Source organism: Acrocarpospora pleiomorpha, from assembly GCF_009687885.1.
Taxonomy (GTDB): domain Bacteria; phylum Actinomycetota; class Actinomycetes; order Streptosporangiales; family Streptosporangiaceae; genus Acrocarpospora; species Acrocarpospora pleiomorpha.
Genome location: NZ_BLAF01000012.1, coordinates 133975 through 146455, shown reverse-complemented (window position 1 = coordinate 146455; position 12481 = coordinate 133975). Strand labels below are relative to the sequence as shown.

Below are 12481 nucleotides of genomic sequence, written 5' to 3'. Positions count from 1 at the left end.
CGGGTTCGCCCGCTTTCGACGCCGCCACCGCAGTCGCCGACTATGCCGCCGACAACCCCCCGCAAGGAGAAGAAGATGCTCAACCCCGACGTACGCCACGTTCTCGACGGCACCTCGCTGGCCCACCTCGCCACCGTCCTACCGGACGGCTCGCCCCACACCGTCCCGCTCTGGGTCGGCACTCACGGCGACCACGTTGTCTTCCTCACCGGTCCGCACTCGCGCAAGGCCCGCAACCTGCGTCGCGACCCGCGAGTGGCGCTCTCCATGGCCCCCGCCGACAACCCGTTCCTGCCCGTCATCGTCCGCGGTCGGGTCACCGAATGGCTCGAAGGCGACTCGGCCTGGGAGATCATCGACCAGATCGCAACGAAGTACACCGGCAAGCCCTATCCCCGAGGAGAGGAACGCGTCGTCGCCGTCGTCGAGCCCGAGCGGCAGACCGTCGGCGTCAGCTGAGCCGCCCCTACCCACCCATGACCCTGTGCTGCGGTCCCCTTCTGCCGCATTCCGGTCGCGCCCGATACAGGCCCAAGCTGCGGGCCAGCGTCTTGGTCTGTCACCACCTCGTCACGAAAGTCCGCCCGCCCGCGCGGGAAGCGTCCGTGCTTCAGCTCGAACCGACGCCGCGGTCTTCGCGCCGCATGTCCCCGGTGCCGGGGGTTCCCGTACCGAGGCCGTAACGCAGGAGCACCGCGCCTTTGGACGAAGCGACGGGCGGCTCGAGGAGCACCAGGTTGGCAGGCACCGTACCGCCGTCGAACACCTTCTTGCCGACGCCGAGCATGATGGGGAAGACCCACAGGTCGAGCCGGTCGAAGAGGCGCTCGTGCAGGAGGGTCTGCACCAGGTTCAGGCTTCCGATCACGTGGACGTGCTCGTGCTTGTCACGTAGCTCGTGCACGGCGCTCACCAGGTCGGGTCCCAGCTGCGTCGAGCCCGCCCAGTCAAGATCCGGGTTGCCTCGCGAGGCGACGTACTTCGGGATGCTGTTGAACAGCGTGGCGACCCCGCCGTCGACGCCGTCGGCCTGATTCGGCCAGAACGCGGCGAAGATGTCGTAGGTCTTGCGGCCCAGGAGCAGGGCGTCCATACCCTGCATGCCGGCACCGACGTGCTGGCCGACCGTCTCGTCGAACAAGGGCGCCTGCCATCCCCCGAACGGAAAGCCGTCGGGGTCCTCCTCGGCATCACCCGGTGCCTGGCCAACCAGGTCGAGCGTCGCGAACAGGTCGATGTGGATCATGCCCATGGTGTCCTCCTCCTGGTGTTCTGGCTCGTTTTCCGGCACGAACTTACACCGGCGTCCGGACGCGAACTCATCGAACGCTCGCCGAGCACCCGACCATCCAGGGCACAGGCTCGCCGGCTGTCCTGTGTCTATGCGCGACCCCGTAGCCGACAGTCCGCCCGGCATCCGAGAAGTACCCTTAGTTGGTGTTTTCGCCCCAAGGCCCCTCGCTGCGTGAACTGACGGTCCAGGCGCTGTCCTCGGTCGAGCGCGGCTACGACCTGCTCGCCCCCAAATTCGAACACACGCCCTTTCGCACTCCCGATAGCGTCCTTGACGCAACCACCGACGCTCTGCGTCCGCTCGGGCCGTTCGGGCAGGGACTGGACGTGTGCTGCGGCACCGGCGCAGGCATGCGGACCCTCAAACCCCTGTGCCAAGGACGGATCACGGGTGTCGACTTCAGCACCGGCATGCTCGCGCAAGCGCGCCGAACACACCCGGACGCCGAATGGGTACAGTCCGACGCTCGAGCCCTGCCCTTCGCCGAGGACTTCGACCTCGCCGTCAGCTTCGGAGCGCTCGGACACTTCCTGCCCGCCCAACGGCTCTCGCTCTTCGCTGGCGTGTACCGCGCGTTACGGCCTGACGGACTCTTCGCCTTCCCGATCGGCGCGCCGCCGCCCATCACATCGCGCAGGTACTGGACGCTGCTCGGATTCGACCTGGCCATGCAGGTACGAAATGCCGTGTGGCGTCCCCCCTTCGTCATGTACTACGGCACCTGCTACCTGAACGCGGTCCGCAACGACCTGACAGCAGCCGGATTCACCGTGACAACAGTCCCCTTGACGGCCCTCGGCCGACGCGAGGACGGCAGCCCACGGTGCCGGCTCGTCCTCGCACGCAGAAACTAAGGGGTACAACTGGCGGGACTCCATAGAGCGGCGCAACACCGGCGGCCCTGGATTACCGTGTTGCCTTCCCTGCGGGAAGGGTCGGCCTCTGGGGGGATTTCGGCGTCAATGAATGGTGGGCCCGGACGACGATCGTCGGGAGGTTCACCGTCGTGCTCTGCCCGGCCTGGTCGATCACCGTCACCGAACCCAGGTACCGTCCACTCACCCGGAACTTGTGCTTGGCCGTCAGACCGACGGCCTGCTTCTGATCGCCGAAGTTCCAACGGATCTCGCGTACGCCCAGAGGGAACGTAGAGCCCCTCAGGGAGTAGGTCACAGTCGCGTTGGCCTTCTTGACAACGATTCCCTGGGACGGCGAGCAGCCAGCGACACGGAGGCGCAGCGTGGGCGTCGACGACACCTTCGGCACGGTGAACGAGCGAGTTGCAGTGCCCCGGTTGGAGAGTCGGGAACTCCAGGCAACCGTCGATGTCAGCGGCAGGTCGCCGTGACCCAGGAGCTGTGAGACGCTGAACTCCGTCTGGAAACTGCTGCGCGGCTGTCCCGACGCCGTAACAACGTACCGCCCCGGCGCGGGGTTGACGATCCATGCGGCGGAGTGGTTTCCCTGCTCCACGTATCCCGTGCCGGCGTAGGATTGCGAGCCACGTGAGAACCCGATGGTGCGGCCCAACGGATCCTGGACCGTCAAGTGCGCTGGCGGGTCCTGGACTGCCGCAATACTCATCAGGTGCGGCAGGTTGTTGACCAGCGTGACGTGGATGTAGTTCTCTACAAGGTCCACCAGATCAGCGAACGGCACGCTCGCCACGCTGGTGCTGTTGAGTAGAGTCGTCAGGTCGACGTAGAACTCCATTGACCGGGTCGTGAACACGTACTTGTGGACAGTGGAGGTCGGGTCCTTCCATTCCTCGGTAAAGCCCGGGATCGTCCAGCGGACTACGACACCGCCCGCGGTGGCGCGCGCCGCGTTGAGGAAGCACTTGTCCACGCCGCCGAAAACGGCCGGAGTGGGTACGGAATCCAGCCCGCTGCTGGCTTTCAGCTCGGCGAAGTTACACGCCACGCTGGGCACCTCACTCGACGGCGCCCGGAAGAAATCAAGCTTGGCCTGGGTGGTACTCGTACCGATGGTCACCGCGAAACCGAGGGGCGGGGCGCCAAAGACGAGATTTACGGGCAGGGAACCATTATTGGACTGCACTGAGCAGGAGGCGCCGGGCGATAGCTCGACCGACGTGAAGGTCAGCGGAAGGTTGCCATACTCGATCATGTATGGCTTCATCGCTTCGGGGTCAGGGTAGACGCCGTACTTGCGCAGGGTTGCCGAAATCGATTGGCCCAGTGCTGGACAGGCCACCGGTGTCGAGCCCAACGCCGCGTTGATGGCGTTTCGAATACCTTCAGTGTCGGTCGCTGCGAAGTACTTCCCACCAGTGGCGTCCGCAATGCAGGACAGCTCGGTCTCGGCTTGCCCGCTGGTCTGGAATCCGACGGTGTACGCAGTAAAAGAAATACCCAATTGGTCGTGCAGCTGCTTCGCGGTCGGGCACGGATCCCCGCAAGTGCTCTCACCGTCTGACACCAGGACCAGGATCTTCTCCGTCGCAGCCGACGGGAAATTTGCTGCAGCCAGCTCGAGCGCGTCCGTCGTGGGTGTACCGCCGGATGCCGAAAGGCCATCGATGGCCTCGTGAAGCTCGGTGCGGTTCGTTGAGCTGGGCGGGACCTGCAGCGTCCCGCCGTCCCCGCAATTGCCGCCAAAATTCTGTAGTCCCGCAACGTCAGCCTGTGACAGTGCGTTGACGCTGGCGTTCAGCGCACTCTTGGCCTGACCGAGCTTCGTGCCGGCCATCGAACCCGACGTGTCGACCAAGAAGATGACCGCGCGACTTCCTGCTGCTTGAGAGTGCGGGGCCAAAACCACCGACGACAGAACTGTCACTATGGCGATCGCCCCGGTGACGTACCATCGGGTGTTCGTCCTATTGCCTAACAAGTACATGGCCGAGATCCGTTTCAGGAGTGGTCAGGGAGAACGGGTGCGACCGAATGAATCTAGCCGACTACTTCCGCCTTTGGGTCCAAACCTGAAATCTTTTGGGCGCCGCGCGCCGTGCACATCCAGCATCGCTGGAAATTTAGTTCCGGATCGTGGCACACGCTTTTGTGTGGCGTCAACATTCTGACTTCTCGTGTAATCCAATGCAACCGCGATCAAGTAATGTGAAGAAAATTCATTTCCACCGATCGGGGCGTCAATGAGGTCGATGGATTCGTTGATGCGACAAGAGCTGTAGCCGAATTATGTCCGGTCATGCGCGCGTGCCGAGTACGCTCGTGCGTCGATTGCCTTCGGCTGCGGTTCAGTCGTTCGGTGACTTCTCGAACCACCAGCCGGTGTCTCCGATCGGGGTGATGGTGACGGGACCCAGGGCGCTCTGCCACTCGCGTGGTTGTTCGTCGGGGGAGTACAGGTAGGCGAAGTTCCACTCGATCCCGCCGCCGGAGCGTAGGAAGCCGGCGGACTTGACGGTGCCGTCTGGGGCGTACCTCGCGTTCATCAGCTCGTTGGTGGGGACTCCGCTTTGCTCGACGGCGGCGAGGATCCGGTTGAGGTTGGCGCGCGCGAGGGCGTCGAACGGCTGCTCGGCTGGGCGGCCTCCGCATGTTCCGTTGTCGCTGAACGTGCCGCGTGGGTATTCCAGGATGTCGCAAGGGGCTTGCTCGTACCAGGTGGGCTGGATGTCTTTGAGCACGGGCAGGACGTGGGTTTGCAGGCTCGCGACCTCCTCGGCCATCGTCTCGGGTGAGGGCGGCTCGGAGGTGAACAGGCCGAGCAGTTCGCTCAGGTCGAAGCCGGGCCGCGCGGGAGCGGGGGCGGCCGGGTCTTCGAGGCCGAGTACGGTGCGTACCTGGTGGCCGCCGGGCATGGTCAGGGTGCCGACGCCCGGCAGGCGTACCGGGCTGGCCACGGTCAACGCGAGCAGCCCGGCCGTGACGGCGCCGGCGACGGTCTGCCGGCGTCGGCGGCGGCGCAGCGCCCGCTGTGCCGTCGCGAGTACGGCTGGAGTGTCGAACCGCACGTCGGGTATTGCGTGGGCGGCCTCGCGCAGGTGGGTGACGACGTCGTCCGGGGTGCGCGGGCCGGTTCGGGGGCTCATGACCGATCACCCTCTGAGAGGATCTCGCGCAGTCTGGTCAGTGCGCGGGCGTTGTGGGATTTGACTGTTCCGACCGAGATGCCGAGCTCGCGGGCGACCTCGGGTTCGGTCAGGTCGAGCAGGTGACGCAAGACGACCACGCGTCGTTGGGTGACCGGCAGTCGCGCGAGTGCGTGGACCACTGTGCCGCGGGCGGTGACGGCGGCGGCGTGGTCGGGTGTCGTCGGGTCGGGCAGTTCGCCGGGTGCCGACAGGAGTTCGCGGCGGGTGCGCCGCCAGCCGTCGATGCGCAGGTTCACCAGGATGCGGCGCGCGTAGGCGCGGGGGTCGCCGTCGCGCGCCTTGCTCCAGGATCGGTAGGTGCGCTCGAAAGTCGCCTGGACCAGATCCTGGGCACGGGCCTTGTCGCCGCACAGCAGTTCCGCGGTGTGCAGCAGGTACGGGCCGGCGGCGTCGACGAATGCGGCGAACTGCTCGTCACGGTCGCCGACCACGCCGACGCGCAGGAACGCGACAGCGTCATGGTCCGCCCCAAGCTCTCCACCCTCAGCCATGGGGAGGCGGGCTCGCTCCGGATTCATGCCGTCTTCTCCCATCTCCTGCTCTTCACCACGCAGCAGAGGCCCGAATCGTTGTCACGACGTTCGTGCCGATCGGGCGTGATCTGGTTTCGATCGCACTCACCGAGGGAGAGAACGGGCCGGGACTCACGCTCACCAACCAAGGCGGCGGCCGCTACGCGGAACAGCGGGGCTGGGTCTTCAACCCCCTACGCATCACCGTCAAGAGCAACTTCGGCGGATCGGCTACCGCTTCCACGTGATGACAGGCACCTGAGGCCTCGCCGGGATGTTATGGACCAACCAAATTCGTAGCCAAGAAAAGCGTACTTCTTGCGGGTCCTGAAAGTCTGTTCGAAACGGTCGCAATGTGTCAGGGGGTCCGGGGGAGTACCTGGATCGTGTCGCCGACAGGGCGTTCGCCGGTTGGGTCCGACGGGCGGTTCACGAGTGTCCCGTTCACGGCCATGGCCGTGGAGCCTCCGCCGTCCAGGTTCAGCGCCTGTACCGCTCCGAGTGACCGCATGAAGGCCGCGCCCTCGGTGAGCGTGAAGCCTTCGCTGCCGCCGCTGAGGCGGCCGTCCACCGTGACCAGCAGGAGCCGGCCCCGCCGGTCGATGCCGGCCATCGTGCGGGGCTGGCGCTTGTTCGCCCAGGTGTAGCCGAAGGACAGGTCCACCGGGTCGACGACGCCTTCGGCGGCGGCGTCGATGTGGGTCCGCCCGTCCTCCACCAGGGTCGGGGCGGCGCTGACGATGCTGTCGTCCGCGTCGAGCCTGACCCGTCGGCCGTCGGCGTCCCGGATGACCTCCGTCACGGAGATCTTCCTGCCCACCTCGGCGCGGGCGGTGAGCCAGTCGGCCGCCGAGCCGATGCCCTGGAGCACGGTGTGGTCGGGGGGAACGGCGCCGCCCCGGCGGCCGATCGACACCGCGCGGTCCCTGGAGTTCAGCACCACCTGGACGCCCGGGCCGGTGGGAAGCGCGTGAACGTATTCGGAGGTGAACCTGACCAAGTCGTCGGTCTCGGTGCAGGTGACGTCCTGGCGCGGCTCCTCGGTGGGCTTCCCGCCGGTACGGCCGCAGTCGCGCACCAGCCCCGGCGTGCGGTTGATGCCCTGGACGGCGTAGGAGGAGCGGCCGGCGCGTGCGGTGACGGTCGTGGTCAGATCGGTGATCCGGCTGCGCCGGCCGCCGTCCGTGAGGATCAGCGCCGCGCGCGAGCCCACCGCCATCGACGTGAGCTCGCCGTCGTACGCGCCTATCCCGGCCGGGGTGCCCTGGACGCCGTCGTCATCGGAGGTGATGAAGAAGCCGCCGTTGACGCCCACCAGCGAACCGAGCGTGGCGGCCACCGAGGACGTCGGCCGCCGATCGGTCACGTCGCCCTCGTGGGTGGCCGTGATCGAGCCGAGGAAGGTGCGGGGATCGATGACCGCGACATGGATGTTCCGCACATCGGCCGGCTGGTCGGCGTCATAGCCCGTCCACTCGACGGCGGGGTGAAAGCCGGCCACGGTGACCTGGGAGGCGATGCTCTTCGCCGCGTTCCGCGTCGCGTACGAGCCGATCCTGACCCGCACGCCCATGGGACCGCCGGGAGTGTCGCTGTAGTCCGGCCACGGTATCTGCCGCACTGCCGGCTCGAACCCGGCGGTGCGCAACATGTCAGCGGTTTCCGAGGCCCACGACTCGGTCCCCACCGCGGCCCAGGCCCGGGCGCCGGTGAACCGGGCCTTGACGGGGGCCCGCACGGTGACCGTCCAGCTGGGCGAGGCGGCGGCGTTCCTGAGCGTTCCGGTCCGCACCTCCACGCCGGGCGCGACGGTTCGCGTGGTCCACTCCGCCGTGGTTCCGGCAGCCGGGATGGGCGGCGTATCCGCCGCTACCACACCGGAGATCGGCCCTGGCACCGCGACGGCCAGCGCGATGGCCATGCCGAGCCCCGCACGAGTGATACGACCGACCTGCACGACTCCACCCTGTCCCCGCCCCGCGACTCGCCAACAGCCGAGCCGCACTCCCCCTGGCGATCATCATCGCCCGCTTCTACGACGTCGAAACCGCCCACGGCCCGCGGTCTTCACTGTCCGCTCACCCACTGGCAATTCACTGGACGTGCCGCCTCCGATGGTCACAGTCGGTCGGCCCAGCCTTCACCCGCCGTTCTCCCCCCGGTAGCGGACCAGTGGATATCGTCCGCATCGGCTGGAGATCAGCGACCGCAGGGGGATCGCCCGTGAGCACCACCAGCACCGCCCTCGTGGCCCCGCCCACCAGGCTCGGCGGTCTGGTCCGCACCGCGAGACCACGCCAGTGGGTGAAGAACGTGCTGGTCGCCGCGGCGCCACTGGCCGCCGAGCGGTACGACGGCGGCACACTGGCCGCCACGGCAGTGGCTTTCGTGGCGTTCTGCTGCGCCGCGTCCGCCGTGTACTTCCTCAATGACGTGCTCGACGCCAACGAGGACCGGGCCCACCCGGACAAACGCCTGCGGCCGGTCGCCGCCGGAATCGTGCCGGAGAGCGCGGCGCTGGGCGGCGCGGCGGCGCTCGCCGTGGCCGCGCTCACGCTCACGCTGGCCTGGCAGCCGGTGGCGGCCGGGGTGCTGGCCGCATATCTGCTGATCAACGTGTGTTACTGCCGGTGGCTGAAGCACGTGCCCATCGTCGACCTGGCGGTGGTGTCGTCCGGTTTCCTGCTCAGGGCCGTGTACGGCGGGGCGATGGCGGCGGTGCCGCTGACCCGGTGGTTCCTGATCGTGATCGGCGCGACGGCGCTGTTCGCGGTGGCCGGCAAGCGGTTCTCCGAGCTGGCCCGGCTCGGCGCGGACGGGCTGACCGCCCGGCCGTCGCTCGACCAGTATTCGGTGAGTTACCTGCGCTTCGTCTGGCAGGCGGCGGGGACGGTCGCGATGACCGTTTACTGCCTGTGGGCGTTCCCCGCGCACAGTCTCACGATCATCCCGTTCGGCCTGGCCTTCCTGCGGTATGCCTGGCACATCGACCGGGCCGCGGCCGGCGCGCCGGAGAGCGTGGTGTTCGGGGATCGCTGGCTGCTGGGGCTCGGCGGCGTGTGGGTGGTGCTGTTCGTGGCCGCGAATGGCTGACGCGCTGCTCGCCGGCTGGGGGCGGACGTCTCCCTCGCGGGCCCGGGTGCTCCGGCCGGGCTCGGTGGACGAGCTCGCGGCGGCCGTACGGGAGGCGGGCCGACGCGGCGTGATCGCCCGGGGGCTCGGCCGCAGTTACGGCGATCCTGCGCAGAACGGCGGCGGGGTCGTGGTCGACCTGACCCGGTTGCGGAGGTTCGACCTGATCGGTGACCGGCTAATCGCCGAGGGCGGCGCCAGCCTGGGCGAGCTGATCCGCACGCTGGCGTCGCGAGGGCGGTTCCTCCCGGTCGTCCCCGGCACCCGGCATGTCACGGTCGGCGGGGCGGTGGCGGCCGACGTGCACGGCAAGAACCATCCGGCCGACGGCTCGTTCGCGGCGCACGTCGAGGAGCTCGACCTGCTCACCGCCGACGGCACGATTCGGACGGTACGACCCGGCGAGGCGGCCTTCCACGCCACCACCGGCGGGATGGGCCTGACCGGGGTGGTGACCCGCGCGACCCTGCGCCCGATCCCGATCGGCTCGCCCCTGATGCGAGTCGAAACCCGCCGCTGCGGCGACCTGGACGACGTCCTGGCCTGCCTGTCCGGCAGCACCGCCCGATACGCGGTGGCCTGGCTCGACTGCCTGTCCGAGCGCGGGCGCGGCATCGTCGACCAGGCCGTCCACACCGAGGGCCGGGTCGCGACGGCGGCGCTCCAGAGGCCGCTGCTGAGCGTGCCGCCGCACATGCCCGGCGGGTTGCTGAACCGCCACACGGCCGCGCTTTTCAACCACCTCTGGTACGGCAAAGCCCCCCGGGCGAGCGTGCGCTCGATGCCGCTCGGCGCGTACTTCCACCCGTTGGACCGGATTCGCGACTGGAATCGGATCTACGGGCCGGCCGGGTTCGTGCAATACCAGTTCGCGGTGCCGTACGGCGAAGGCCTGAAAAGTGTGGTCCGGCGGATCGCCCGATCCGGGGTGCCGTCGTTCCTGGCGGTGCTCAAACGGCTCGGGCCCGCGGGGGAGGGGCTGCTGTCGTTCCCGATCGAGGGCTGGACGCTCGCGCTCGACTTCCCGGCCGCCGCGCCTGGGCTGCCCGAACTCCTGGACGCCTGCGACCAGGCCGTGATCGCCGCGGGCGGGCGGGTCTACCTGGCCAAGGACGCCCGGCTCGCGCCCGAGTCGATGCCCGCGATGTATCCGGGTCTGGCCCGGTTCCGCGAGGTCCGCGCCCTGCTGGATCCCGCCGGGGTGTTCCAGTCCGACCTGGCCAGGAGGCTGCGCCTGTGAACAACGCTTTTCGCGACCCGCAGTCGCTGCTGGTCGTCGGCGGGACGTCGGACATCGCGCTGGCCACGGCCCGGCTGCTGGTCCGGCGGCGGGTCCGCCGGGTGGTGCTCGCCGCCCGCCCGTCAGCGGCGCTGACCAGGGCGGCCGACGAGCTGCGTACGGCGGGCGCGGCCGTGGAGACCGTGGAATTCGAGGCGACGGCGGTCGGCGATCATGAGAAGACGTTCGGCGAGGCGTTCGCCAGAGGCGACATCGACGTCGTGCTCGTGGCATGCGGGGTGCTCGGCACGAACGCGCTCGACCCGGTGAAAGCCGCCGAGATCGCCGCCGTCACCTACGTGGGGGCCATGTCGGCCGCGCTGGCCTGCGCGAACGCGCTGCGCGAGCAGGGGCACGGCACGCTCGTCGTGCTCTCCTCCGTCGCTGCGGAACGGCCGCGCCGGGCCAACTTCGTATACGCCTCGGCGAAGGCCGGTCTGGACGCGTTCGCCCAGGGGCTGACCGACGTGCTGCACGGCTCCGGGGTGCGCGTCCTGGTGGTACGCCCCGGATTCGTGCACACGAAGATGACGAAAGGCCTGCCGCCCGCGCCCTTCGCGACCACACCGGACGCGGTCGCCGTCGCGATCCACGCCGGGCTGCGGTCCCAGGCGGGGACGATCTGGGTTCCAGGGGTGTTGCGCCCGGTCATGGCGGTGCTCCGGCGGCTGTCGCGAGCGATCTTCCGTAGGTTGCCCGGTTGATAGCCATTCGCCCGCAGATCCGGATGGCCGCACGGACTGCGATTCCCCTGCTGGCTGGCGATCGGGCCAGACATGTCGTGGCCGTCGCGGCGATCACGCTCGCGGCCATGGGGATCTACACGCTGCTCGGGCTGGTGCGGCACAACCTGTTCCGGACGACGAGTCTCGATCTCACGCTTTTCGATCAGGCGGTCCGGGGAATGGCCGGGTTCGGCGCGCCGACCAGTCCGCTCCGCGGGATGAGTCTCGGCCAGGGGATGGACTTCAACCAGCTCGGCGAGCACTTCTCGCCCATCCTGGCGCTGCTCGCGCCGCTGTACTGGGTGCACGACGGCCCGGAGACGCTGATCGTCGCGCAGGCCGCGCTGTTCGCCCTGGCGATCGTGCCGATCTGGCGGTACACCCGGCGGGTGCTCGGCACGGCTCCCGCCTACCTCGTGGCCATCGCCTACGCGCTGTCGTGGCCGGTCGCGCGGGCGGTCAACTTCGACTTCCACGAGGTGGCGTTCGCGCCGGTGCTGATCGCGCTGATGGTCGAGCGGTTCCACGCGGGACGGCACGGGCAGGTCGCGCTGGCCGCCGTGGGGCTGGCGCTGGTCAAAGAGGACATGGGCCTGATGGTGGTGGGTTTCGGGCTGTTCGTCCTGACAAAGGGACGGCGCTTCGACGGGCTCATGTACGTCGGGGGCGGGCTCTTCTACACGTTCTTCGCGCTCGGCATGCTCATTCCCGCCGTCGGCGGAGATTCGCACATGTACTGGGCGTACGACCATCTCGGGACCGACGTGCCGGCGGTGGCCGGGAAGATGATCGAGGACCCGATCGGGGTGCTGCACACGCTCGTCAGTCCCATGGTGAAGGTCGACACGCTGGCGTACCTGCTCTGGCCCGCGCTGCTGACCTGCCTGTTCTCGCCGATCATCCTGATGGCGGTGCCGCCGTACCTGGAACGCATGCTGTCGGACCGGTCGATCTGGTGGGGCACCGACTTCCATCACAGCGCGTTCATCGTGGCCGTGGTGATCTGCGCCGGGGTGGACGGCACGGCGCGGCTCATGCGGTGGACCGGGCGCGGCGGGCTCGGGCTCGCCTGGGCGGCCGGGGCGTGCGCGGTGGCGCTGACGGTGGTGCCGCGGTTTCCGTTCGACCAGCTCATCCGGCCCGAGTTCTACGAGTCGCAGCCTGATGTGGTGGCGGCGGAGGCGGCGGTGCGTGCCGTACCCGATGGGGTCGTGGTGGAAGCGATCAACCACGTCGGGCCGCATCTGTCCGGCCGCGCCACCGTGCTGCTGTGGGAGGACCGGCCCGCCGTCGCGCCGTGGATCGTCGCCGACGTGGCCCGGATCTCCTACCCGTGGGGGTCGCCCGACCGGCAGCGCGAACGGGTGGAGGAGCTCAAACGCGACGGCTACCAGGTGGTCTTCGACCAGGAGGGGTACGTGGTGCTGCATCGCCCGTGACCGGCTCCGGTGTGCC

General features: G+C 68.7%; 12 protein-coding genes. 7 read left to right on the top strand and 5 right to left on the bottom strand.

Features of this window, described 5'->3' with window-relative positions; genetic code table 11:
- The first annotated feature begins 75 nt into the window (after positions 1-75).
- Entirely contained in the window at positions 76-459 is a 384-nt protein-coding gene (locus Aple_RS12185; protein WP_155344650.1) for a PPOX class F420-dependent oxidoreductase, read from the top strand.
- A 151-nt stretch (positions 460-610) separates the two neighbouring features.
- Here Aple_RS12185 and Aple_RS12180 read toward each other — a convergent pair whose 3' ends face one another.
- Entirely contained in the window at positions 611-1291 is a 681-nt protein-coding gene (locus Aple_RS12180) for a dihydrofolate reductase family protein (protein ID WP_246264396.1), read from the bottom strand.
- Between the two features lie 146 nt (positions 1292-1437).
- Here Aple_RS12180 and Aple_RS12175 point away from each other — a divergent pair, with 146 nt between their 5' ends.
- Positions 1438-2148 (top strand): class I SAM-dependent methyltransferase, encoded by a 711-nt coding sequence (locus Aple_RS12175; RefSeq protein WP_155344649.1) that lies wholly within the window; start codon positions 1438-1440, stop codon positions 2146-2148.
- 52 nt (positions 2149-2200) lie between these two features.
- On the opposite strand, the gene Aple_RS12170 is transcribed toward Aple_RS12175, so the two are convergent.
- From Aple_RS12170 to Aple_RS12160, 3 genes are all read right to left on the bottom strand, one after another.
- Positions 2201-4096: a VWA domain-containing protein gene (locus tag Aple_RS12170; protein WP_170321422.1), complete on the bottom strand. Its 1896-nt coding sequence runs from the start codon at positions 4094-4096 to the stop codon at positions 2201-2203.
- A 421-nt stretch (positions 4097-4517) separates the two neighbouring features.
- Positions 4518-5315 (bottom strand): hypothetical protein, encoded by a 798-nt coding sequence (locus tag Aple_RS12165; protein WP_155344647.1) that lies wholly within the window; start codon positions 5313-5315, stop codon positions 4518-4520.
- The gene (locus Aple_RS12160; RefSeq protein ID WP_218038269.1) at positions 5312-5896 is read right to left on the bottom strand and encodes a SigE family RNA polymerase sigma factor; all 585 of its coding nucleotides are present in this window, start codon (positions 5894-5896) and stop codon (positions 5312-5314) included. Before Aple_RS12160 ends, Aple_RS12165 begins: the two co-directional genes overlap by 4 nt.
- Before the next feature lie 65 nt (positions 5897-5961).
- Here Aple_RS12160 and Aple_RS12155 point away from each other — a divergent pair, with 65 nt between their 5' ends.
- Positions 5962-6138, top strand: a complete 177-nt coding sequence (locus tag Aple_RS12155) for a hypothetical protein (RefSeq protein WP_155344646.1) — start codon at positions 5962-5964, stop codon at positions 6136-6138.
- A gap of 110 nt (positions 6139-6248) precedes the next feature.
- Here the strand turns inward: Aple_RS12155 and Aple_RS12150 are convergent, their stop codons facing one another.
- The gene (locus Aple_RS12150) at positions 6249-7847 is read right to left on the bottom strand and encodes a phosphodiester glycosidase family protein (protein WP_218038268.1); all 1599 of its coding nucleotides are present in this window, start codon (positions 7845-7847) and stop codon (positions 6249-6251) included.
- Positions 7848-8113: 266 nt separating this feature from the next.
- Between Aple_RS12150 and Aple_RS12145 the strand changes: the two genes are divergently transcribed.
- Genes Aple_RS12145 through Aple_RS12130 form a run of 4 tightly spaced genes read left to right on the top strand, consistent with a single transcriptional unit; the run spans position 8114 to position 12465 of the window.
- The gene (locus tag Aple_RS12145; RefSeq protein WP_155344645.1) at positions 8114-8983 is read left to right on the top strand and encodes a decaprenyl-phosphate phosphoribosyltransferase; all 870 of its coding nucleotides are present in this window, start codon (positions 8114-8116) and stop codon (positions 8981-8983) included.
- Complete coding sequence (locus Aple_RS12140; protein WP_155344644.1) at positions 8976-10262, top strand: FAD-binding oxidoreductase; 1287 nt, start codon at positions 8976-8978, stop codon at positions 10260-10262. The genes Aple_RS12145 and Aple_RS12140 overlap by 8 nt, the downstream gene beginning before the upstream one ends.
- Positions 10259-11005, top strand: a complete 747-nt coding sequence (gene dprE2, locus Aple_RS12135; protein ID WP_155344643.1) for a decaprenylphospho-beta-D-erythro-pentofuranosid-2-ulose 2-reductase — start codon at positions 10259-10261, stop codon at positions 11003-11005. The genes Aple_RS12140 and dprE2 overlap by 4 nt, the downstream gene beginning before the upstream one ends.
- A complete protein-coding gene (locus tag Aple_RS12130) occupies positions 11002-12465 on the top strand; it encodes a DUF2079 domain-containing protein (protein ID WP_246264394.1) in 1464 nt (487 codons plus the stop codon). The genes dprE2 and Aple_RS12130 overlap by 4 nt, the downstream gene beginning before the upstream one ends.
- The last annotated feature ends 16 nt before the right edge of the window (positions 12466-12481 follow it).